The organism is Shewanella nanhaiensis (assembly GCF_019457885.1).
Taxonomy (GTDB): Bacteria; Pseudomonadota; Gammaproteobacteria; order Enterobacterales; family Shewanellaceae; genus Shewanella; species Shewanella nanhaiensis.
In genome coordinates, this window is sequence record NZ_JAHZST010000033.1 from 1 (window position 1) to 25,457 (window position 25,457).

Consider the following 25,457-nt stretch of genomic DNA (forward strand, 5'->3'; position numbering starts at 1 on the left):
TAATGGCGGTACCAGCGACGACGGTGCCATCATCGAGGTTACCGACTTCAATCACAGTGCCGCTGGCGCTGTCGCCTTGTTCAATTGACAGTACAGGGGAATCATTAGTGCCTTGGACTGTGACGGTCACGAGCTGGGTATCGGTGGCGCCGAACTCATCGGTAACGGTGACGAGGAAGGTCTCTTGGGCAGATTGCCCTTCGGCGAGACTGTCGGCGGCGCTGTTGTCTAACTCATACTCCCACGCCCCTGTGGCGGCATCGATGCTGAAACTACCATAGAGGTTAGTTTGAGCGGCAAAGCTCCATACTGGATTATCGGTGACGATAGTGTCGACATCGCTAACGGATAGGGTGCCATTAATAATGGCGGTACCAGCGACGACGGTGCCATCATCGAGGTTACCGGCTTCAATCACAGTGCCGCTGGCGCTGTCGCCTTGTTCAATTGACAGTACAGGGGAATCATTAGTGCCTTGGACTGTGACGGTTATGAGCTGGGTATCGGTGGCGCCGAACTCATCGGTAACGGTGACGAGGAAGGTCTCTTGGGCCGTTTGCCCTTCGGCGAGACTGTCGGCGGCGCTGTTGTCTAACTCATACTCCCACGCCCCTGTGGCGGCATCGATGCTGAAACTACCATAGAGGTTAGTTTGAGCGGCAAAGCTCCACACTGGGTTATCGGTGACGATGGTGTCGACATCGCTGACAGAGAGGGTGCCATTAATAATGGCGGTGCCAGCGACGACGGTGCCATCATCGAGGTTACCGGCTTCAATCACAGTGCCGCTGGCGCTGTCACCTTGTTCAATTGACAGTACAGGGGAATCATTAGTGCCTTGGACTGTGACGGTTATGAGCTGGGTATCGGTGGCGCCGAACTCATCGGTGACGGTGACGAGGAAGGTCTCTTGGGCTGTTTGCCCTTCGGCGAGACTGTCGGCGGCGCTGTTGTCTAACTCATACTCCCACGCCCCTGTGGCGGCATCGATGCTGAAACTACCATAGAGGTTAGTTTGAGCGGCAAAGCTCCACACTGGGTTATCGGTGACGATAGTGTCGACATCGCTGACAGAGAGGGTGCCATTAATAATGGCGGTACCAGCGACGACGGTGCCATCATCGAGGTTACCGGCTTCAATCACAGTGCCGCTTGCGCTGTCATCGGTGTCGATAAAGAGAATGGGTGAGTCGTTAGTGCCTTGTACTGTGACGGTTACCAGTTGGGTATCGATGGCGCCGAACTCATCGGTGACGGTAACGAGGAAGGTCTCTTGGGCCGTTTGCCCTTCGGCGAGACTGTCGGCGGCGCTGTTGTCTAACTCATACTCCCACGCCCCTGTGGCGGCATCGATGCTGAAACTACCATAGAGGTTAGTTTGAGCGGCAAAGCTCCATACTGGATTATCGGTGACGATAGTGTCGACATCGCTAACGGATAGGGTGCCGTTGATAATGGCGGTACCAGCGACGACGGTGCCATCATCGAGGTTACCGGCTTCAATCACAGTGCCGCTGGCGCTGTCGCCTTGTTCAATTGACAGTACAGGGGAATCATTAGTGCCTTGGACTGTGACGGTTATGAGCTGGGTATCGGTGGCGCCGAACTCATCGGTGACGGTGACGAGGAAGGTCTCTTGGGCTGTTTGCCCTTCGGCGAGACTGTCGGCGGCGCTGTTGTCTAACTCATACTCCCACGCCCCTGTGGCGGCATCGATGCTGAAACTACCATAGAGGTTAGTTTGAGCGGCAAAGCTCCATACTGGATTATCGGTGACGATAGTGTCGACATCGCTGACAGAGAGGGTGCCGTTGATAATGGCGGTGCCAGCGACGACGGTGCCATCATCGAGGTTACCGGCTTCAATCACAGTGCCGCTGGCGCTGTCACCATCTTCTATTGAGATCACAGGATCATCATTTGTGCCTGTGATAGTAATAGTTACCTCTTGATCATTTGTGCCGCCGTTACCGTCATCTACAGTGACTGTGAAGGTCATAGTGATGTTTTGACCTTGTGCCAAAAACTGCAGTTGATCATTATTGACCGTATAGTCCCAGCTCCAGCTATCGGTTAGTTGAGAGTCTATCTGAGCGGAGAAGCCGCTACTTAGATCATCAATTTGCTGACTGGTGAGTTCATCGGACAGTAAGCCTCCAGACCAAACCGCTGCGGTTGTCAGTAGTGAGCTCATGGTATGGCTATCTGTGGTATCAATATCAGTAAAACTACCGCTACCATTTGCTGTTAGCGTGTTGGTTGGAACGACGGCTACATCTTCTTGAACATCCCCACTGCTGGTGCCCTCTATGCTAGGGATATCATTGGTGCCGTTAATTGTGATGGTAACGAGTTCAGTATCGCTGCCACCACGATTATCTGTAACAGTGACATTGAAGCTGAGGGTGATGGTTTCGTTGACAGCCAAGAACTGCACTAATGCATTAGGGATATTATAATCCCAGCTGTCACTGTCGACGCTAAAGCCATCGATAAGTGTTGATATTTCAGCCTCTGAGAGTTTATCGTCTAAGAGACCGCCACTCCATTGAATATCGCCATTGTATATTTCAGTAACTGTGTGAGTGTCTGTGGCATTGGGATCTGTAAAACTGAGTGAACCTGTGTCGCTGAGGTTTGGATTGGTAAAATCTTCGGTAACACTACCAAGAGGCTCGACTGTTAGAACAGGGAGGTCATTGTTACCAAATATGGTGATGTTAACGGTTTCAGTATCATTTGCTCCGTTGTTATCTGTGACTGTGACATCGAAGCTTAGGGTGATGGTTTCTCCCTCTCCTAAAAATTGGAACAGGGAGTTCAGAGCCGTGTAGTCCCAGCCACTGTTATTTACGCTAAAACCATCGATTAAACTGTTAATCTCTTCGGTGGTTAGATGATCTGAGATCTGGCCAGCACTCCAAACTAAGTTGCCGTTATAAGACTCCGTGACAGTATGAGTATCACCGTTATCTACATCGGTAAAGCTGAGCAGACCACTATCATTTAAGTTAGGTTCACTGATATCTTTAGTGAGCCCTCCAGTATTATCAAGGGTTAATACTGGAACATCATTGGTACCAGTAACTGTGATAGTGACCTCTTGAGTCGCTATGGCTCCAAATTCATCTGTGACTGTGACTAAGAAGATCTCATCGTGTTGTTCACCCGAAGCTAAACTGTCGACCAGTGCACTGTTGTTTAAGGTGTAGTTCCAACTACCACTATTAGGGTCTATGGTAAAACTGCCATAAACTCCTTGTGCATTACCGCCCCAACTTAAGCTGGATCCAAGATCAACGTCGCTGGCTGTTACCGTGCCACTGGTTTGTAAAATGCCAGACTCAACATCATTTCCACCATCAACAACTCCTGCTTCGAGTACGGCTCCTGTTGCTGATTCCGTATCAGAGGTGATAACGGGTGCATCGTTGGTACCTTGCACTGTGATCGTGATGACTTGAGTATCTGTAGCACCGAACTCATCGGTTACCGTGACTAAGAAGGTTTCGATAGCAGATTGGCCTTCGGCTAAACTGTCAGCGGCGCTATTATTTAAATTATACTGCCAAGCTCCGGAAGCACTATCGATACTAAAAGTGCCATAAGCATTCGTTTGAGGTGCAAAGCTCCACACAGGGTTATCGGTGACGATAGTGTCGACATCGCTAACAGATAGAGTGCCAGAGATAGAGGCTGTACCTGGGACTAAAGTGCCGTCATCGAGGTTACCAGCTTCAATTACAGTGCCGCTGACACTGTCACCTTCCCCGATAAATATGATTGGTGAGTCATTAGTGCCTTGTACCGTTACTGTCACGACGATCGTATCGATAGCGCCGAATTGATCTTCGACTGTTACTAAAAACTGTTCTTCAACTGACTCACCCTCGGGAAGGGTATCGGCGGCCTCTTCATCTAAGTTATAAACCCAGCTTCCTGTATCGGGATCTAAAGTAAAGGTTCCATATTCATTACTTTGTGGAACAAAGCTCCAAGTTTCAATGGTGCCGTTATCAATATCTATATCACCTAGCTCACCACTAATCTGTGTGGTGCCAGGGATGACGGTGCCATCATCTTGATTACCTGTTTCGACGACTTCACCACTAGCCTCGGTTTCATTGGATGTAATAATAGGGGAGTCATTAGTACCTTGAACTGATACCGTGACGAGTTGGGTATCGGTGGCACCAAACTCATCGGTCACAGTCACTAGGAAAGTTTCTTGAGCAAACTCTCCCTCAGATAAGCTATCGGCAAGGGTATTATCAAGAATATAGCTCCACTCTCCGGTTGCTGCATTTAAACTAAATGTGCCATAAAGGTTGGTTTGTGCACTGAAACTCCAGCTTTGAGTTGCGCCGCTATCAACATCGCTTGCGGTTAAGGTTCCACCTGTTTGGCTTACTCCATCTACAAGGGTGCCATTATCGAGATTTCCCGATTCTATAACACTTCCTGAAGCATCGGCTTGACTTGATGTGATAATGGGAGAGTCATTGGTACCTTGAACTGTGATGGTTACAAGCTGGGTATCAACTGCGCCAAACTCATCGGTTACTGTGACTAAAAATGTTTCCTGAACTTGTTGGTTCTCAGCCAAGCTATCGGCTAATTCATTGTCCAGGTTATAGGTCCAGACTCCTGTGGCTGGATCGATTGCAAAAGTTCCATATTCATTAGCCTGCGGGTCGAAGCTCCAAATATGACTTGCACCAGAATCAACATCGCTGACGGTGAGAGTACCGCTTACCTGAGCTATACCAGTGATGGGAGTTCCATCGTCTTCAGATCCTGCTTCGATAACTGTGCCAATAGCATCTGCTGATGTGGATGTTATGACGGGAGAGTCATTGGTTCCTTGAACTGTCACTGTCACTACTTGTGTGTCGGTTGCGCCAAACTCATCTATTACAGTGACGAGAAAGGTTTCGCTGGCAGTTTGGCCTTCGGCTAGGCTATCGGCTAATTCATTATCTAAGTTATATCGCCACTGACCTGTGGCGGTGTTGATATTAAAACTACCGAAACTGTTACTCTGTGGAACAAAACTCCAAGTCTGAATTGCTCCATCATCAATATCACTGGCAGTGAGAAAACCACTGGTTTGCGTTACTCCAGCTATGATGGCTCCGCTATCTTCGTTTCCAGCTTCGGTAACAGTGCCAGAAGCGTCAATATCAGTAGAGGTAATGACGGGGGAGTCATTGGTACCTTGAATTGTGATGGTTACCAGTTGAGTATCTGTGGCACCAAACTCATCGGTTAGCGTGACTAAGAAGCTCTCTTGTGTCGATTGCCCTTCGGCTAGGCTATCGGCCAAGGTGTTGTCTAGTTGGTAGCTCCACACACCAGTGGTTGAGTCTAAGCTAAAGGAGCCGAAATTGTTGTTCTGTGGGGTAAAGCTCCAACTGAGCTGGGCACCGTTGTCGATATCAGTGGCGGTAAGTGTGCCTCCTACTACTGGTTCTCCTGCGATAATAGTTCCATCATCTTCATTGCCCGCTTCTATAGCTGTACCGCTAGCCTCACCAAAAGTGGTGGTTATGATCGGAGCATCATTGGTTCCTGTAATATCGATATTTAAGGTTAATGTAACTGTATCACCATCGGCATCGAGCAATTGATAGGAGAAACTGTCTGTCACTAACTCCCCTTGAGATAGTGATTGGACCTCGGCTGAATCTGTTGTGAGTAGATAAGTGTAACTTCCGTCTGCTGAGATCTGCAGCACACCAAAACTGCCATTAATAGTCGTTTCTTGTCCAACGGTTTGAGCGTTTCCAGTAGAGTTTACAATCAGGGACAGTGTGGCTGTATCAGCTCCTTGGGTATCATTATTAAGGACGTTACCGGATACAGAAGCGGTGTCTTCATCTAGATTATTTGAGTCATTCTCTCCACTTGGGGCGTCATCAAGGATGTTGACATTGATTGTTGAGCTGACCGAATTACCTAATGTATCGGTTAGTAAAAGGGAGAATGTTTCAGTTAAAGTGTCTGTTATTAGGTGATTTATGGGGGTGGTTAGTTGATAGGTGTAGGTTAATGTATTGGTTGATGGATCGAACGCGCTGATGGTTAACACCCCGTTGGCAGAGGTGAAGCTGATGGGGCCTGTAAACACTCCAGCAGTAAAAATAGGATTGCCGTTAACTGTTAGGTTTTCAACACCATTATCTGTCGTGAACGAGAGTGTATTTGTCTGTATGAGTGCATCTGCTAATGGTGCGGAGCCGGTTGCTAAGTTGGCTTCCGCTAGAGTAACACTGCTTGATGAGATCGTAGGAAGTGCAGGGTCATCAGGAATAATTGTTGGGTCAATCTCAGTTGCTGGAGCTCCGATAAAACCGCTGGTATCGTAACCACTGTTTGCCAATGTTTCATCAGCGGAGCGTCCTAAGGTGATAAAGCCTGAACCACCTTCATTTCCTCCAGTTCCAGCACCTGCAGCGGTGGCTGGAAGGTCGAGTGTTGGATCATCACCAGCTAATATCTGTGCCTGTATCGCTGCGATTTCATCGTCTATGCCAAACACTTCACTTTCTGCTGTTAGTGCTTGTTGTAGATTCTCTGGAAGCGTCTGCTCTGGCTCTGGCGGTATGATGTTTTGTTCATTAACCAGTGATCCGTCTGCCATCTGTAGATTGAACTGGGTGGTGGCTGAGAAAATAAGTTGCTCACCCCCTTCAATCAAATCGCCGATGGTTAATTCTCGTATATTACCCTGCTCATCCTTGGCCTTTAGCTGCCCAACCAGATTGATGACAATGGCATCTTGAGTTGTTATTGACACACCCATATTTATATTCCCGAGCTGATACTCTGAATTTGTAAGCGATCTATTTGCGATAAATTAGATGCTACTTTCCTACCTAATCCTTTAAAGTCTGAGTCAGAAACGTGAACTGTCAAATAAGCAGAATTAGCCCTAGAGTTCAGATTAGATGGAGGCTATAGAGGGGAATGTTGATTAGGTCGTGCGATTCAAATGTTTAACAAAAAATGAGTGGAAATGGAGGAGGTCATAATAAGAAAACTAGCTTGATACTAGCTTTCTTATTAAAAATGGATATAAAAATTAATCGGCTTTGATGGCATTTCTATAGCTTAAGATTGCCGGGTTCTGCTCACCTAAATGCTCTTGAGTTTCACCAAGGGCTAGCCAGTGAGCCTTACTAGGTTGTATCTGACACACCTTTTGCCAATACTCTTTAGCTCGTCGGTGATCACTATTTTGTTGATGAAGCTTAGCTAATAAGATCTGAAAATCGATATTCTCAACATGCTTTTTTTCCATGGAAAAGATCAACTCTCTCTCGTCAAGATCCGTGGGTAATAAGATCTTTCCTAGACCAGTTAATAATTCAGGTGAAGGAGAATTCTTGAGATGTTTTATTAGCAGTTTTAATGCTTCAGGCTTTCTGCCATATCGGTTCAATCCAATACAATAGAGTACCAGGTTGCTCATCTCTTTGCGTTCAGTCCGACTTAACCAATGCCAGACTTTCTCTAACTCCTGCTCGCTAACTTCAGTCGCGGAGACTAGTAGGGAACGATTAGTTGTAATTGTTAATTCTGCAAATGCTGAATCATCCAGTAACTGGCGCTTTTTCACTATTGGCAGTAGAAGCTTAAGAGCATTAAAGTCTGATTGGGCTTGATAGAGTTCGATAGCGAGTCGAAGTACTGGCAGTTTACTCTTACTCGATGGAGAGAGTTTATCCAGCTGCTCACGTGCACCCGTTAAGTCACCTTGCTGAAGCAGGTAGCGAGTACGTGTCGTGGTGACGGCATTGACAGCTATTGGCTCTTTCTCCGCTTCATTAAGGTAATTATCACGAGAGACTGAATCATTTTGGTGTTGTGCAGCCCTTGCCGCCGCGAGTAGGTTTAATGCGGGGATCTCACCTTTTTCAGCACCTTTAGCCATGGCTTTTTCTGCGACAGGCCAATCCTCTTCAGCGAGTGCCAAGGCGCCAACGAGCGTGTGTTTTCTTGCGGCTTTTCTACGCCATTTTTCAGGCAGTAAACGGCTACTTAAGATTAGGTTAAGAAGAAAAACCAAACACCACTCTACCACCTGCAAAATACAGTAAAACAGAATTAATCCGACTACCGCAGTGACGACTCCCATCTCGACTTCATAGTCCCAAAATGCGACATAAAGATAGCCGTTCATGCCATCGAAAAATGGACTTATACAGAGGCCGATTAAGATAATAGTCAGGTAAGCAAGCACTCGGATCATAGTGAAGGCTCCTCAGATATCATCAAGTTACCATGGATAACAAGCTGCTGCAGAAGTGGGGTTGATGAAAACTGTTGGATCTTCGGTGTTTGAATCTCAAGGGTGCTTAGCGCATCTAGTGCGGCTAATGTTTCCTCTGTTTGAGTGTTCTTCAGATCGAAATATTGGTAGATCCACTTCCTCGCCAAAGTCAGTGATTGACGATAGTTGACCTCATCTTGACGGTAAAGTGCCAGTTGAGACTGCAACAGTTTATTTCTAATGTTTTCGACTAGATACCACTGCTCGTCAGGCTTTAATAGGGGAGTGACATCTGTGGTTCGTTTGCGTACCACAACAAAGTCGTCCATCAGGGCTTGCCATGACTTGGCCAAGTTACTCTGCCAGTCATCGATCGATTCTGTCATCTTACTATTATCGACCATGTTTGCAACATTGATTAAATCGGCTCGGTTGAGTGGTAGCTTGTCCAGATTTTCAATCATGCTGTCTAGCATCAATACCGTACCAGCGATGTCAGTACTTTTAATGACGGAGACTTGCGCAATATCCTGAGCTAACGCTTTTCTTAATGGCGTAAGTGATGGGTTTTTCATCGACTCTATTCTTTGATCTGCAGCTTTCAGTAAGCTGACCGATGTGCTGGGATCTTTCTCCAACCACAACTTGCTGCCAGCCATTCTAACTAGGTACTTCGCTTCCTCTGCCATCCAGTGATTTGGGTTTCTTTGCGCCAGTTTAGCCACACGATCGTTAAGTTTTAACTGGGTGGCGTTAAGACTTTCTAACTCTTGGCTGAGTTGAGCCTGTGCTTGACGCTGCTCCTGATCAAGTCTGGATATCTGCTTGGAAGGCTCTTTAAGTGCAAGCCTTAACTCTTGAGCTAGATTCTGCGCTCTGTCAGTCTGCTTGGTAAGCTCTTGGTGTAGGTAGTAGCCGCCACCTAAGGTCACAAAGGTTAACAGTAAGATTAAAACTAAATTAAACAGAACCCCCCAAGAGACGCCTGAGCTGCGACTACTTGATTGGGGGGGGGGTGATGACGGCTCATCTGTGCTCTTGGATATGTTTAAAGCTTGAGCCTTCTCTTCTGAGATAACCTCTCTCTTAGGCTCTTGCAAGTTTTCATCTAATTCTTTGTTGTCCATTAAACAGTCCTTGAGGGCATACCGCTACAATAATGTGAGTATAAGGCCTTGTCGGGCTAAATGGATAAGCCTAGGGCGGAAAGCATGGCCTTACTATTTGCAGCTTTGGCGTTGGTAACGTGTTTGAGTCCATAAGCTAAAGCTTGCTCCTTAACTCGGGAGCTAGGGACTATAATATGACATGCACGCAGCCAAGCAAATAACTCTTTTGGTACAAGTTTGATTAGGCTATGGAGAATCTCTCCACTGGTGATGATAATCGTATCGACTTTTTCATCGTGCCATAGATAGGGAGTACGTTCATTAATGGCTGGGCAAGCTCTTTGGTAGGTTTCCCAGTAATTAACCTTTGCCCCACGTTGGGTCAGTTTCTCGGCCAAGGTTTCTCGCCCACCAACTCCTCTGACAATCATGACATTTTTACCGGTAAGCTCTTGTAGATCGGTAAGGGTCAATAAACCTTCGGTTTGCTGGCAATCAGATGGTGCTGCAAATGCGTCTATGCCTAATGCCTTTAAAGCTTGGAAAGTGGCGTCACCTACTGCATAAAATTGAGCTGTTTTGTGTCTTGTTAGCTCAATAACTTGTGAAGAGAACTCAACGGCATTGGTGCTGATAAAGATGATGATATCGGCCCCATTAAAATGAGCAATAGCATCTTTGTCTTGGTGAGTTTTACTTGCTTGAACTTCCAGTAGAGGCGTAATGATGTAAGGGACCCCAAGTTGACTCAGGGCCTCTGACATCGACTGATTGCGGCCTTCTGGCCGCGTCAGTAATAGTTTCATCGACAGTGACTACTTAATGTAAACAGCATCGAGAATGGTTTTAGCCCCTTTGCTTAAGAGCTCTTCGGCAAGGGCAATACCCAATGCTTTTGCATCAGTTTTAGGCCCCACTTTGGTTGATGCAATGATCTGAGTACCATCTGGGTTACCGACCAAACCACGAAGAGTTAGCGTATCATCCACTATCTCTGCGTAGGCACCAATTGGCACCTGACAACCACCTTCGAGGTGTGTATTCATGGCACGTTCTGCGATCACGCGAAAACGTGTTTCAGCATGTTCAAGAGGTGCTAATAGTGCTTTAACGCGATCATCATCTGTGCGGCACTCAATACCCACAGCACCTTGGCCATTAGCTGGCAGTGACTCTTCAGCCGAAATAAAGCTAGTGATGCGCTCTTCGAGTTTTAGTCTTTTAAGACCTGCAGCAGCTAGAATGATGGCATCATAGGTTCCAGCATCTAGTTTACCTAAACGAGTCCCCACGTTTCCGCGTAGATCGCGGATCTGAAGGTCTGGACGCGCCGCTCTGATCTGGCATTGCCGACGTAGGCTAGATGTTCCAACAACAGCGCCTTTAGGAAGCTCACTGATGCTCTTGTAGTTGTTAGAGACGAATGCATCACGAGGATCTTCACGCTCGCAGATGATCTCTAGACCAAGACCTTCAGGGAAGTCTACAGGTACATCCTTCATCGAGTGAACGGCAATATCGGCTCTATTTTCAAGCATTGCAACTTCTAACTCTTTAACAAACAGGCCTTTACCACCAACTTTTGCTAAAGGTGTATCAAGGATAATGTCACCTTTAGTGCTCATAGGTAGAAGTTCTACCGTGAGATCTGGGTGAAACTTTTCAAGTTCTGCTTTTACAAATTCAGCTTGCCATAGTGCAAGTGGGCTTTTACGTGTAGCGATACGAATGACGTTTTGGGACATGCTCGATATTCCATCAGAGGCCTTAATTGCAGCAATGCTAACATTGCTCGACAGCAGATGTAACATATGGCGTTTGATTCTTTGAAGTTAGCCCTGATATCAAGGAGTAATTCGGTATTTTTTACTTGAAAATATGGCAAATAAACAAAGTGGATTCCTGATAACTGAGTCTTGATAGAGATGAAGAGGAGGTAAGTAGAATACAAAAGTGTGATCTTGATCTCATTTGTTCCACTGTTAGTGCAAAACATGGTAATATTACGCTCCCATCTTAACCTGCAAGAAGCTATTCGATTTGTTGAATATGGTTAACGATCAAAGTCACTTTGTTGAAACCGCCCAGAGATTGAATCGAATCCGGTTGGCTCGTGCGCTTGCCATCTTATCCCCGTTAAAACGGGATCTGTTACGTCTTATTCCACTGCTGTTTCATTCTCACCGAGTGGGTTACCCTGGTTACAACGGTCCGCTAACACCCTCGGGAATATTTAATTATCAAGCGAGTGAAAGTGAGCATTCCGCCTGCAGTACTTTAGGCCTGGTTCCACCTAATTTTCATCTTGTTAACCACCCCGCAATTGAGGGGATATATAGCATGGGAAGTATGGCCAGTTTTGGCCAAAATCCTAAGAGTGATGTAGATCTTTGGTTAGTGCATGACAGGTTACTTAGCCCTAATGAGTGTCGTTTACTTGAGGAAAAATCAGAGCTGATAAGCCAATGGTTTGGGCAGTATGGACTAGAGGTTAATATCTATCTGGTTCACCCCGAGCAGTTTATTAAGTCTGCGGATTCTGATGGAGAGTTTCAAAGCTCAATTGGTTTGGAGCACAGTGGCAGTGCCCAACATTGGTTGCTACTTGAAGAGTTTTACCGTAGTCAGATCTGCCTGGCGGGAAAAACGGTGGCTTGGTGGCCTAATGCGAAACGTTCTGAGGAGCTGCTTTTTTTAGGCGATGTTAGTCAGATCCCCGCCAGTGAGTATTTTGGTGCCTCCCTTTGGCAGTTATATAAAGGTCTAGATAAGCCCCATAAAGCTTTGTTAAAAGTATTGTTGTTGGAGGCTTATGCGAGTCAATACCCCAATACCTGCTTAGTCAGTAGCAAAGTGTGGCAGAGAACGATAGAGGGGGATTTTTCAGCGGCAAATGATGCTTATTTTCTGCTGTATGAGTCGATAGAGAGTTACCTACTGGCGCAAGATGATCTACGTCGATTAGAGATTGTCAGGCGCTGTTTTTACCTTAAATGTGGTTTACGTTTAAGTGAGAAAAACCAAGCTAAAGATTGGCGTTATCACAAGCTGAGTATGTTAGTGGAGAGCTGGAAATGGTCAAACAGCTTGCTGCAGACATTAGATCATTGTGAAGATTGGCATTGCGGCCAGTTGCAGTGGTTTAATGAACAGTTAAATGAGCTGATGTTAGGTAGTTATCAAACCTTGCTGCAGTTTGCCTCGACCCAGAAATTGAGTAAGAGCTTAAAGTTATCAGAGTTAGGCTTGCTTACCCGTAAACTTCATACCTATTTCAGCTCAGATATTCAGCAAATTATTAGTTTAAATCGCCTGTGGAGTGATTCAGTATGTGAGGCTGATCTCACCATTATCTATAGCAAAAACTCTCAGGAGTACTGCCTCTATCGCTGTAAGCCAGACCCAAGAAATTTTATCGGTCAGCGGGCTGTTTATCGCTCAAAAAGTAAAGCTAAATTGATGGCCTGGGCCTGTTTAAACGGAGTCGCAAATGATGCGACCGCTTGGTATGAGTTTAGTGAGGGAAAGCGTAAGTCCTCCAGTTTGTCTAAGGCCTCTAAGCGCTTGGTGACATTCTTTGAACATGCTGAGCTTAGGGTTTCTAAGATGGATTTTTGTCAGCCTTGGCGCTATAAAAAATTGGTCTTCCTACTGAATTTTAATCATGATCCTACTGGTCTCTGGCAGGGGCAAGAGATCATGGTGGATTATATGAATGCCAATATTTTCTCTCTGGGGCGTGAGCAGAAGAACATGTTGGAATCGATAGATATAATCTGCTTGAACTCATGGGGAGAGTGGCATTGTCACCATTATGAGGGGGAGTTTGGCCTGTTAGATGCTCTGAGCTTTATTACCGCTGGAATTAGGCGCGGGGCTGGCGATATCGCAATAGAGGTGATCAGCTGCTCTACTAAGTTAAAGTCACAGTTTGAGCGCACTGTAGGCAATCTAATGCAGCGAGCGGTGCGTTTGAGTTTACAGGTGTCGAGCTCAGCAACTTTAGTTTATCCGCTGAAAGTGAGTGGGATAGAGTACGGACTTTTCTTTAATAGTAAGGGGATGGTGTATCAAAACCTTAATGATACTAAAGGCTTGTTTCAGCAACTAACGAAGAAAAAACTGTTGGAGTTACCAAGGCCAGATCTGGGGAATGAGCCCTTTAGTAAGGTACCTGAAGTGATTCAAGATTTTGCTGCTCGTGGAGCGATTCAATACTTCTTGAGGCAAAATGATCAGGAGTTGGATGTGTTCATTCTTAATGAGAGCAATGAGTTAGATCATTATCAGCAATCAGGTATCGATATTGATGAGTTGGTGAGTAAAGTGAGCCATCACCATGCCTTTGAGGAGTTTAAAGCTTCGCAGCAGAGGTTTAATTTACCGCAGTTTTTCCGCTTGATCCGTGTTGATGGAAGGCTAAGAGCACTGCCCTTTGGGATCTCTGTTGATGAGGTCGATTTTGAGTTTTAAAAGAGGCTAATCGAAGCCTCTTTTTTCATGCTGTACTTACAGAGAAAGTTGAATATCACCCTGTTTCAAAATGGAATCGATAACAAACGGCATAAATTCACCGCCGTTTCGCTCATCTATCCATTTCCCCTCAACGAATGAGAAATGGTAACCGCCAAATTTGGTTGCAACCCAGATCTGATGTAGAGGCTCCTGCTTATTAATCACAATTTTAGAGGTGTCTTCAAAAGTGAGTTGTAGCACATTGCCAGATGCATCGATATCGACATCTGCATCTTGCTCATCAATTGCGACTTCAATCGCATTATCAATTGCCTGAAACATCTCATCGGCTAACTGATGAAACTGGGTATCTGTCATTGCCATAGGGGGAGGGATCCTTGCTGAGTCTAGCGAATTATCTATCCAATGATTCTATCAACGAGAGGCTTGTGCTCCAATCCTTTTTACCGTTTATCCTCTTATAACTCATATTTAATTCATCTTTATTATGGTTTCGACAGTAATTAATAGGAATAGTATGTATTAGCACTATATGTGCTTGACGTTGAAAGCCTAACTCTGCAACATCGGTAGACTGAGTGGGGTGTGGAGTTAGCGCTTTTAATACCCTTTGGCATGAAACATTGGATATATAAATAATCGGATAGATAGATGTTGAGAAAAATGAAACTGTGTTCACTGATATTGCTTACCAGCCTCTTTATTGTTGCTTGTGGTCAGAAAGGACCGCTGTATAAATCGCCAGACAAACAAGATAACCAAAAGCAAGAACAGGAACAGCCGAAGAAACAAAGTATTAAGGAATAAAGGTTTGGATCATTTTCTCTATAAGAATGGTGAGCTGCTAGCTGAAGATTGTCAGGTTGCAGAGCTTGCCCGCACATACGGTACCCCACTTTACATCTATTCTCGCGCCACGTTGGAGCGCCATTGGCATGCGTTTGACAGGGCTGTGGCTAATCATCCTCACCTTATCTGTTATGCAGTAAAAGCAAACTCAAACATTGCCGTACTCAATGTATTGGCTCGTTTGGGAAGTGGATTTGATATCGTCTCCGGTGGTGAACTTTCTCGCGTTATTGAGGCTGGTGGCGACCCTAAAAAAGTGGTTTTCTCCGGTGTCGGAAAAACCGTTGAAGAGATGGAGATGGCACTGAATTTAGGGATACATTGTTTTAATGTTGAATCCGCTGCCGAGCTTGAACAGCTTAATCTTGTTGCATTAAAATTAGGTAAAGTTGCGCCAGTTTCACTGCGTGTCAATCCAGATGTTGATGCCGGTACTCACCCCTATATATCCACAGGGCTAAAAGAGAATAAGTTTGGTATCGCTATGGATGATGCTGAAGCGATATTTGCTCGTGCCCACACCTTACCTGGTTTGCAGGTTAAAGGTGTCGACTGCCATATCGGCTCTCAGTTGACTGAAATTAAACCTTTTCTGGATGCTATGGATCGCATGCTGGCGCTTATCGATCGTCTTGCAGAGCAAGGTATTATTATTGAACACTTTGATGTCGGTGGTGGATTAGGTGTCACCTATGATGATGAAACACCACCTCAACCTGATGTGTATGCCAGTGCTTTGGTTGAACGCTTAGGCGATAGAAAGCTCAAATTGATTTTTGAACCTGGCCGCGCGATTGCAGCCAATGCTGGTATTTTCGTGACTCAAGTACTTTACCTTAAAGGCAATAGCGATAAGCACTTTGCCTTGGTTGATGGTGCGATGAACGATCTTATTCGTCCTTCACTCTACAGTGCTTGGCAGAAGATTATCCCAGTCGTGCCGCGTCAGGGAGAGAGCCGCAATTATGATATCGTAGGCCCGGTGTGCGAGACGGGAGATTTCTTAGGTAAAGAGCGAGATTTGTGTCTCGAGCCACAAGATTATCTGGCTGTTCGTTCGTCGGGTGCTTATGGTTTTACCATGTCTTCAAACTATAATTCCCGCCCTAGAGCTGCTGAGGTGATGGTTGATGGTGAGCAGGCTCATTTAATTCGCCAACGAGAAAAATTGTCACAACTCTGGCAAGGTGAGCAGTTACTGCCGTAGACTGTAGCTATAAGACTTTAGTTTGTGCTGCATATCTGTGTGCAGCACGCTCCTATTTTAAGGATGTAGACTTTGATTCATTTCGCTAAGATGCATGGCTTAGGCAATGATTTTATGGTGGTTGATGGTGTTACGCAGAATGTATTTTTTTCGCCTGAACAGATCAAACGTCTGGCTGATAGAAATTTTGGCGTAGGTTTCGATCAACTGCTTTTAGTAGAGCCTCCCTACGATCCCGATCTCGATTTTCACTATCGTATCTTCAACGCCGACGGTGGAGAGGTTGAGCAGTGTGGCAATGGCGCTCGCTGTTTTGCTCGGTTTGTTCGAAATAAAGGGCTAACCAACAAGCATAAGATTAAGGTGAGCACCTCAAACGGTAAGATCACATTACGATTAGAGCGCGACGGTAATGTGACGGTCAATATGGGCGTGCCTGTATTGGAGCCAAGCAAGATCCCCTTTAATGCGAAACGAGTTGAGAAAACTTACCTGCTCCAGACCAGTAGCTCTCACGCGATGGAGACCTTCTTATGTGGTGTAATATCGATGGGTAACCCTCACTGTGTCTTGGAGGTTGACGATATCGAACATGCTGAAGTAGAGCGCATAGGGGCACTTTTAACCCAAAATGAGCGTTTCCCTAAGGGCGTCAATGTTGGCTTTATGCAGGTCATTGATGCTGGACATATTAAGCTGAGAGTCTATGAGCGTGGCGCGGCTGAAACCCTCGCCTGTGGTACGGGAGCTTGTGCTGCTGCGGCTGTTGGCCAGTTGCAGGGGAAATTGAATAAAATGGTTCGTGTTGATCTTCCCGGTGGTACACTGACGATAAACTGGGAAGGTGAGGGGAATCCTTTGTGGATGACTGGGCCTGCCGAACACGTATACGATGGACAGATACCTCAATGACCAAAGCTTCAAAAGAGAAGACTCCAGCCCCTTTCGATGAACTCTTGATCCGAGAGTTTCTGCTGGATAATCCTGATTTTTTTAATCGCTATCCAGAGCTTTTGCTGGCAATGCAGATCCCTCACGCAGAGCGTGGTGCTATCTCGTTAGTCGAACGCAAGCAGGAGATGTTCCGTAATCGAGTTCAGCAACTTGAGGAGGAGATCACCTCTTTGCTGGGAATGGCTTCACGCAATGAGATGATCTACATGTTTAATACTGCGTTATCACTTAAATTGCTCAAGTGCGAAGATTTAGGTGAACTTAGGCAGGTGTTATCTGAAGGGTTAAAAACACAGTTTCATTTTAGTCATGTTCGACTTATCACAGTGCATGATATCGATAGTGAGTTATCGCAGATATGGAGTAAGCGCCTGAGTCAGGGTTATTACTTCGGCAGGCTGACTATGAGCGAGTCAAAACGGTTATTTGGCAGTGAGGTGGGTTCCGTTGCTCTGTCTCGACTTTCAGAAGAGTGTGGCCAGGTGATTTTTGCTATTGCCAGTCAAGATGCGATGCATTTTCATCCTGAGATGGATAACTTGTTACTGGATCAGCTTAAACAACTGTTAGATCATCTACTGCCTAAACTTTAAGTTATCGTGAAAGGAGCTCTATGGAAGTTAATTGGTTCCAGCACTTCGAAAGCTACCTTAGCGCCGAACGTCAGTTGTCTAAGCATACTGTTCGTAACTATCTTTTTGAGTTAAACCGTGTTGACCAACTGCTTGATGACTCAACATCTTGGCTGAGTGTTTCCCGAGAGCAGATCCAAAGTGCCATGAGTCAACTACACAGAAGGGGACTCAGTCCTCGCTCGCTCTCGCTCACCCTTTCCGCCGTTAAGCAGTTCTGTGAGTTTCTACTTCGCGAAGGGGTCATACAGGTTAATCCGGCGATAAACCTTAGCGCACCAAAGCAAAATAAGCCTCTGCCTAAAAATATGGATCCAGATTCAGTGAGCCACCTACTCGAGATAGATGGAGATGATTCTTTGAGTCTGCGAGATAAGGCGATCATGGAGCTCTTTTATTCATCAGGTTTGCGTTTAGCGGAGTTGGCAGCTTTGAATATCTCTGATATTCAATTTTCTGAGCGTCTGGTGAAGGTACTGGGTAAAGGGGGAAAGGAGCGCATTTTACCTATAGGCAAGATGGCTATAGGTGCGATAGATAAGTGGTTAGCGTGTCGACGCTTAATACCTTGCGAACATGATGCATTATTTATCACCAATAAAGGAACTCGCCTAGCCCATAGAAGTATTCAGGCGCGTTTGTCTAAATGGGGCCAGGAGCAAGCTTTAAATATGCGAGTGCACCCGCATAAATTAAGACACTCTTTTGCGACACATATGCTTGAGTCTAGCGCCGATCTGCGTGCGGTTCAGGAGTTGCTGGGACATGCGAACCTCTCTACAACTCAGATCTATACTAGTCTTGATTTTCAACATCTGGCAAAAGTGTATGACGGTGCTCACCCAAGGGCGGCGAAAGCTAAAAAGGATAAGAGTGAATGATCCGTTGCTACATTAAGCCTGAAGAGATAAGTGCGATCAGTTTTGATCTCGATGATACCCTTTATGATAACTCTCCCATTATTGAGAAAGCTGAGGCTGGATTAGCTCGCTTTCTACATCATAAATATCCACGCACGAGCAAGTTTGAGAGAGAGGATTGGTTTGCCCTAAAGCGAAAATTGCAAAAGGAGCGGCCTGAACTTTGTCATGATACTGGCTTAGCAAGGGTGTCTGTTCTGACGCTTGGTTTGCGTCAGTTAGGCTACTCTGTGAAAGAGGCCGAAGCTGGTGGACTCGAAGGGCTTCAGTGTTTTTTACAATATCGCTCCGATTTTACTCTCTCTCAGCCTGTGCTAGAGATGCTGCATGATTTAAAGCAAAAGTATCGGCTTGTTGGGATCACTAACGGTAATGTCGATGCAGATCGTATTGGATTGAGCCCTCTATTTGATTTTGTTCTCTCTCCCGGTAACGGCGTGCGGATGAAGCCTGCGCCGGATATGTTTAAGATAGCCTTAGATAGGTTAAACATACCCGCGGTGCAGTTACTTCATGTGGGTGACAGTCACAGCTCAGATGTGATGGGTGCAAGATTATCTGGGTGCCAATCTTTGTGGCTTAATCCCGCTTTTGGGAGGAGCGAAGTTGAGCAAGCTAAGGCCTATTTGCCCCACATAGAGATAGACAATATCGCGCAGCTTAAACTGTTTCTTTAGCAGAAAAGAAAAAGAAACGGCCTATCAAGATAGGCCGTTTTTTATTTAAGAGAAAATTCGATATTCACTTAAGGTATGTCATGAAAGTTTGATAGCTCTTCATGTTGCTGACTTGGCTCAGAGGCGTTGGAAAATTGCGTCTGGCTAGTTGAGCCTGATGAGGTGCTATCTATGATTAACGCGCCATCTCCGTTATTTCCAAGCAGCCCCTGAATAATAGAGCCTTCCATATCTGGCTCACCATTACTGAGACCAAACTCATCTCGCAAGTCCACACCATCTAGAGTGATATGTTGATCGACATCTCCATCATTATCGACATCGATAGCGATAGTGGTGCCGTTTGCATCGAAGCTGAACTCCAGATGAGAAGCCAGCTCTTCAGCGCTGACACCCTGTAACAGGTCACTTAGATCAAGTTTGTCATCTGCAATCTTGAAGTCGGTAATATGATCGTTACCTGTATCTCCTTGGTTCCAAACAAAGGTATCTTCACCTTGACCACCTGTGAGCATATCGTCACCTAGGCCACCAATGAGACTGTCATCTCCATGACCACCAAACAGTTGATCATTACCTGCACCGCCGTGTAGTTCATCATTACCACCTTGACCAAAGAGAATATCACTACCATCTCCGCCCTTCAGAAGGTCGTTACCATCTTGAGTTCGCGAGGTATCAAACAGTGATGGGTTACTGGTAACAAACTCATGGACATCTTGCACCGATACATCCGATGGATTGGTTTGGGTCTCAGATGCGACAAACTTTTGCAGCGCTGCATAACCTTGCCCCGAAATGTTGGCAAACTTCACTAGATCACCGAAGATGATGTCATTACCTGAGGCACCGTCAACAGTATCATCACCCTGTAGCTGTACTGTTTCAGAGCCTAAGATGACACTAGCTAGCTTGTCGACATCAATTTTAGCTCTGACGGTTCCATCAGAGTCATAAAGCGCCAAATCACCTTCAGATATACCACCGCCGATGCCGATTGTTTCGACATTAGAGATTGAAGCAAGCAGGTTGAAAGCGTGAAGAGCTTGGTCTTCATCATCCGCGTCTTTATCTGAGAAGCTTTTGACAGATCCATGCTTATCAAACTTAAAGGCACCAATTTCAGTTGAAGTGCCATAAGTAAATACAGTGCCATCCTGATCGACAATCGTCTGGCCATTATATTGAATGATATCGCCCTCTTTGAAGCTACTATCGATCAAGTCGCCAAGAATAATATATTCATTAAGTGCGGTGTCGTATCCAACGGCAAAGCTATCAGGGTCTTCATCTTTTATCGAATCATTAGGATTACCATCAGTGATAAAGTAGGTCAGGTTCGTTGCGCCGTTATCAGCAATCCCCGCGCTGTTAAACCAATCCATAGCGGACTCAAAGCCTGCTTCATAGTTGGTCATCCCTTTGTCATCATCGATAATTGTGCTAACCGCACTTTTGAGAGTGGCAAGTGCATTTGGATCTGCCAGATTGACTGAAACACTAAAGTTTGAGTTAGATGCAAAGTCAGTGAGTAATACATTCACGACCCCTGAATGGTTCCCCGAGATGCTTTGGGTTAACTGTTCAAAGACTGTATCGAGTTGGTTCTTAGCCTCCGTGATACTGCCCTTCATACTGCCTGAGGTATCGAAGATAAAGGCGATGTTATAGTTTTCACCAGCAATGATCTGTATCCCTTGCACGTCACTCACAACCACTTCATGGTTGTCTGTGCCAGTGATATCGTTGTCGCCACTGGTGCCAGTTTGATTAATGTAATCACGCAATGTGATATCGAGCGTTACCGTTGATGTGGCATAGTTTCCATTGCTCGACTCAGTGCTGGTGACACTGACATTAAGCGCAAATTCCGAATCGCCTGAGTATCCCTCTTCAACCATCATCTTCAAGTCGGTGAGCTCTTGCGAGGTAAGTGTCCAGCTTCCGTTACCTAAGTAACTGCCAGCTGATAGATAAACTCCCTCAGGGACATTATCGATAATGATATTGGACAAGGTCTCACTGGTATCGATATCGGTTAGCGAGGCCTCTATATCGAGAGATAGCTCTTGAGTTTGTACTTGAGTGAGCGTGCCATCAGGGTTAACCATATAGACGCCATCGGCAAAGATAAGTCGCTCAATTTCATAAAGGTGATCGCCAGCATCGAGATTTGCAGTGTTTACTGAGCTAGCATCTCGGTTTAGGCTGTCATTGATCAATAGGTATGGTTCTTCTGCATGATCAAAGTGGTTAGTGATAGTGTATTCGGCAAAGTTACCACTATAAACCGCAGTGTCTATGCCGCTACCACCATAGATGGAGTCATTTTGGCCACCGCCGATAAAGAGATCATTACCTGCATTACCATGTAAGCTGTCGCCTAAATTACCACCAATCAATACATCATCGCCTTCACCACCGGTTAACATGCTAACGAGATCTGCCTCGCCAACAATTAGGTCGTTTTGATCTGTGCCATGGCTACCGGTTACGATATTTTCAATCACATTGCCGAGCACATCTTGCCCTGTCACTATCTCTCCTGTTGGGAGCTGATTACTGACAACCTTATTAACCCACTCAACACTATCAGAAGAGGCTAGCAGAGTAGGCTCGTCGGCTCTGGCATCTATGTTGATGGTGATAGTTGCGCTGTCACTGGTTGATGAACCATCGGTAACCACAAAGTCAAACTGAGCAAGGGCGGCGCCTTGGTTGCCGCTCCCCGTCGCTGTGTCACCGCCATCAGCTTGGTTATTGGCAGGGGTGAAGCGCACTTGGTTTGCATCAAACATGGCTGCAGTAAGTAATACTTGTGCTGTTACTGCGACCCAAGAGTTGCCGTTGAAGTACTCTAGCGTTCCGTTTTGGCTATTTGGCACTTGAGTGATGTTAATGGCAAGCTCAGGTGTTGAGCTATCACTGTCAGTGATTGCAAAGTCACTCCATTGGAGTATGAGCGCCGTATCTTCAATCCCACTGACTTGGCTATCAGCCGTTACGGGCTCAGCATTGCTGCCTATGATATTAATCGTGACAGTTGCAGTGTCGGTAGCTCCGAACTCATCAGTGATGGTATAGGTAAAGGTATCGGTATCTAGCTCTCCTGCATTGAGAGAGGCAAAGGCACCGTTGGTATCGTAGCTATAAGTGCCATCAGCATAGATGGTTAACTTAGCGCCACTATCTAGCATGATAATGTTATCTGCAGGAAGCGCTTGACCATTAACAGCTGTAATGGAGAAGGAGTCTGCATGTTCATGGTTATGGCCAGTCTCATCATGATCTAAATCTGTATCATTGGATAACAGGTTATCTTCGATTGATGATGCTGTCAGCACGCCACCCTCATTTACAACCAGAGCATCACCACCAAGTGCAGGCCCGGAGACGGAGATTGATGTGAGGAAGTAGTCTGAAGAGTCGCCCCCAGGGTTTGATTGGGACTCTTCATCAACAGTATAAGTCGCTTCAAACACTAAGGTATCAAATACGATATTACCTGTGTCTATAGTGAATTCACCGCTATTACTTCCAACTGTTTTGAAGGTTTCCATAGCCACAAGCTGGCCTTGATAATAGGCTTTCCAAACACCTTGTTCACCGCCTTCCTCTGTATGGAACATGTTACTGACGTTGAAAGTGGCTGCATTAACTAGACCATTAAAGTTAAAGATGATCCCTTCAGATTCGCCGGTTTCAGCGTTGAACTCAATCTGCTCTGCGGTTGCGCCACTGGTTCTAGGCGTGCCTGATATACCTAGCTTATTTGAACCTGATTCAATATAAACGTTCCCAGCAGTACCATCAGCATCCCTTGCGGTAATGGTAAATAGCGCTTGTCCATTAACTTCTGGGATCAGCCATCCAAGTTCTGAGCTGGAACTTGCTGAGTAGGCTTCACCAGTTCGATCATCATTAGCATCTACAGTGTTAATGTTTACATTAACTACTGCGGTATCGGTTAGGTCGTTTTCATCAGTGACTAACACGTTAAATGTATAGTCGCTGTTGGAGCTACTATTAATGGCTTGATTAAGGGTAATCTCACCTGTGTCAGCATCAATGGTAAAAATACCACTAACTAAAGAGCCATCTTCAAAGCTATATTGCAGAGAACCAATGGAATCTAGGTCATCGGCGACGACTGTACCGACTACTGTACCTACACCAGAGTTATTGTTTACGCTATTGAAGGCGTAAACATCGTCGTTAACTTGCGAGGCGTCAGTGTCAGTTCCTGATAAAAACTCAGGTGCGAAGTTATGATCCTCTACATTCACATTAACGGTAGAGTTTGCCGTGTTACCTGAACCATCGACCGCTATTACTTCAATACCTGTGATTGAGAGGCTATCGAGGTTGATATTGTGCGGGAAATCTTCAAGAAGCTCAGCTGTGACAATAACATCGCCAGTTGCACCACTGTCAATACTGCTCCAGTTAAGAGTCAGGGTAATAGCCTCTTTCCCCATTACAGTACCAACTAACTGGCCTGAAGAGTTGAGATCCCAGAAGATATTCGCGTTGATCCCATCGACTGAGATATCATGAGTATTGCCAAACTGGAAAGCATTAAGTGAGTCTGAACCAGCTTTAAAGCTCAGTGTTTGTAGATCTTGTTCAGTACCATGATTGAGAAGATCGGTCTCGCTTAGCGTGGAAAGTACACTACTTTGCAGTGCAGTTGGACCTGTAGAGGTTGTATCCGGTGCATTTAAGTCGATAACCAGATTGCCGCTGCTACTGTCTCCGTCACTGTCGATGACAGTCACGGCCAAGTCGAGCTGTACATCCTCTGTTGAGCTGACAATATTTTCAGCTGTTGTACCGTTATATTGGAAGCGGTTATCTGTATCTGAATTTATGGTTGTCAGCTCTATATAGCTGATAGAACCCATATTTCCGATTGTTTCTCCACTTGTCAGAGTTCCCTCACCTAGAAGGTTACCAGCAGCATCAAAAGCTTTGAAATAAACAGTGGTTGCACCACTAAAATTCACAGCAGCAGAAGCGACATCGTTGGCGTAATCGATAACGAAAGTCTCGCCACTATCTACCCAAGCGTTGCCGCTACCGAAGGAGTTACTATTACCATTAACAGTAATAGCGCCAGAGGCATCTCTTGCTGTTAAGGTAACAGCAAGTTCATTACCAGCAGGTACATCATTGATGTCATTATCGATGACATAGCCGCTTGTGCCTAATGAGATATAGGCGGCATAGGTATTTCCGCCGAGTCCACCATCAACATTTGCGACAGCAATGGTCTCTGTACTATCGATAGACTGAGCTACGTCTATCTGGTAGCTATCATCATTAGGGTTAGCTGTAAGAGTAAAGATGATGGATTGATCTGGATTACTCGCATCATATTCTGATGGCGTTGCACTTGTATCTGAGTATGCAATTAAGATACTAGGGTCAGCGGGATCGACATAATAGAAGACAATTAAGCCACCTGCCGTGATCCCTGAGTCTGCAAACGTCGTTGTTGTACCATTCCAGCCGCTAATATTGTCAGTGAGATCGGCACTATAGTTGTTATCTGCACCGTTTGTGACAAGAGAGCCGTTATAGATACCGATGGCATTATCTGCTACTAAATTGACAGTCGAAAATGCTACTGAGTCATCTTCAATGGTGACGGTGAAGTTACCGCTAGTTGAACCACCGTTTCCGTCAGAAATATCAACACCGAAGTTAAGCGACAGATCATCTTCAACTGCCGTATTTGAGTGATCCACTGGTGCAAGAAGGGTTACTGCGTAGCTCCAATCACCAGGAGCATTGTTCGCTGGAGCGTTAAGAGCGACAGTCATAATGGCTTGATATGAATCTTCGCCTACAGTGCCAATGAAGCCAGTTAGCGTCTGGGAATCTGCATCCCAAGACCAGTGTACCGTTTCCCCACCAGAGGTGAGGCCAGAAGGGCCTGAAAGAGCAACTGTCAGTGCATCGCCGTCAACATCCTCAATGCTGATAGTGCCACTTGCTGTAACAGAGTCAGTTGTGTCGGTATCACCAATACTATCAACAAGACCATCAGCAAATCCCTCTTCAGAAACACGAGTGCTGGTGGTCGATTGGATTGCTGGGTTGTCGTTACGGCCTTCAATGATGATGGTGGCAGTGGTAGGGGTCACGCCGCCATTGCTGTCAATCACGTTATAGGTGTAGGTCAGTTCAACACTCTCACCCACGGCTAAGTAGTCATAGGCATTAGGTGTGACGGTGAAGACATTGCCCACTAGGACGACGCCGCTGGCGTCATTGCCACTGGTTTCAGTCACGTCGCTGACACTGAGGTTATCGGTGGTGTCAACATCGCTGCTGTTAGCAAGCAGATCGATGG

14 protein-coding genes are annotated in these 25,457 nt (G+C 45.8%); 7 read left to right on the top strand and 7 right to left on the bottom strand.

Translation table 11 applies throughout. The features are described from left to right. The 5 genes from K0625_RS23705 to hemC form a co-directional block, all read right to left on the bottom strand. A partial coding sequence (locus K0625_RS23705; protein WP_220111843.1) for a retention module-containing protein occupies nt 1-6,805 on the bottom strand: 6,805 nt, incomplete at its 3' end. A 279-nt stretch (nt 6,806-7,084) separates the two neighbouring features. Beyond that, nucleotides 7,085-8,254 carry a heme biosynthesis HemY N-terminal domain-containing protein gene (locus K0625_RS23710; RefSeq protein ID WP_220111844.1) on the bottom strand — a complete coding sequence of 390 codons (1,170 nt, stop codon included), beginning with the start codon at nt 8,252-8,254 and terminating at the stop codon, nt 7,085-7,087. Further along, complete coding sequence (locus K0625_RS23715; protein WP_220111845.1) at nt 8,251-9,402, bottom strand: uroporphyrinogen-III C-methyltransferase; 1,152 nt, start codon at nt 9,400-9,402, stop codon at nt 8,251-8,253. The genes K0625_RS23710 and K0625_RS23715 overlap by 4 nt, the downstream gene beginning before the upstream one ends. A 56-nt stretch (nt 9,403-9,458) precedes the next feature. Next, nucleotides 9,459-10,190: a uroporphyrinogen-III synthase gene (locus K0625_RS23720; RefSeq protein ID WP_220111846.1), complete on the bottom strand. Its 732-nt coding sequence runs from the start codon at nt 10,188-10,190 to the stop codon at nt 9,459-9,461. Nucleotides 10,191-10,199: 9 nt separating this feature from the next. Continuing rightward, a complete protein-coding gene (gene hemC, locus K0625_RS23725; protein WP_220111847.1) occupies nt 10,200-11,129 on the bottom strand; it encodes a hydroxymethylbilane synthase in 930 nt (309 codons plus the stop codon). Between the two features lie 304 nt (nt 11,130-11,433). Here hemC and K0625_RS23730 point away from each other — a divergent pair, with 304 nt between their 5' ends. After that, nucleotides 11,434-13,857, top strand: a complete 2,424-nt coding sequence (locus K0625_RS23730) for a class I adenylate cyclase (RefSeq protein ID WP_220111848.1) — start codon at nt 11,434-11,436, stop codon at nt 13,855-13,857. A 36-nt stretch (nt 13,858-13,893) separates the two neighbouring features. On the opposite strand, the gene cyaY is transcribed toward K0625_RS23730, so the two are convergent. Further along, nucleotides 13,894-14,223, bottom strand: coding sequence for an iron donor protein CyaY (cyaY, locus tag K0625_RS23735; RefSeq protein WP_220111849.1), 330 nt, complete (start codon nt 14,221-14,223; stop codon nt 13,894-13,896). A 300-nt stretch (nt 14,224-14,523) separates the two neighbouring features. Here cyaY and lptM point away from each other — a divergent pair, with 300 nt between their 5' ends. The 6 genes from lptM to K0625_RS23765 all read left to right on the top strand — a co-directional run bounded on the left by lptM (nt 14,524) and on the right by K0625_RS23765 (nt 19,099). Then, on the top strand, nt 14,524-14,667 hold the full coding sequence (lptM, locus tag K0625_RS23740) for an LPS translocon maturation chaperone LptM (RefSeq protein WP_229377372.1): 144 nt from the start codon (nt 14,524-14,526) through the stop codon (nt 14,665-14,667). Between the two features lie 4 nt (nt 14,668-14,671). Beyond that, the gene (gene lysA, locus K0625_RS23745) at nt 14,672-15,916 is read left to right on the top strand and encodes a diaminopimelate decarboxylase (RefSeq protein WP_220111850.1); all 1,245 of its coding nucleotides are present in this window, start codon (nt 14,672-14,674) and stop codon (nt 15,914-15,916) included. A gap of 72 nt (nt 15,917-15,988) precedes the next feature. Continuing rightward, complete coding sequence (gene dapF, locus K0625_RS23750; RefSeq protein WP_220111851.1) at nt 15,989-16,828, top strand: diaminopimelate epimerase; 840 nt, start codon at nt 15,989-15,991, stop codon at nt 16,826-16,828. Then, nucleotides 16,825-17,463, top strand: coding sequence for a DUF484 family protein (locus tag K0625_RS23755; protein WP_220111852.1), 639 nt, complete (start codon nt 16,825-16,827; stop codon nt 17,461-17,463). Before dapF ends, K0625_RS23755 begins: the two co-directional genes overlap by 4 nt. 20 nt (nt 17,464-17,483) lie before the next feature. After that, nucleotides 17,484-18,383, top strand: coding sequence for a tyrosine recombinase XerC (gene xerC / locus K0625_RS23760; RefSeq protein ID WP_220111853.1), 900 nt, complete (start codon nt 17,484-17,486; stop codon nt 18,381-18,383). Continuing rightward, the gene (locus K0625_RS23765) at nt 18,380-19,099 is read left to right on the top strand and encodes an HAD-IA family hydrolase (protein WP_220111854.1); all 720 of its coding nucleotides are present in this window, start codon (nt 18,380-18,382) and stop codon (nt 19,097-19,099) included. The genes xerC and K0625_RS23765 overlap by 4 nt, the downstream gene beginning before the upstream one ends. A 68-nt stretch (nt 19,100-19,167) precedes the next feature. Here K0625_RS23765 and K0625_RS23770 read toward each other — a convergent pair whose 3' ends face one another. Beyond that, nucleotides 19,168-25,395: a cadherin-like domain-containing protein gene (locus K0625_RS23770; protein ID WP_220111855.1), complete on the bottom strand. Its 6,228-nt coding sequence runs from the start codon at nt 25,393-25,395 to the stop codon at nt 19,168-19,170. Between the last annotated feature and the right edge of the window lie 62 nt (nt 25,396-25,457).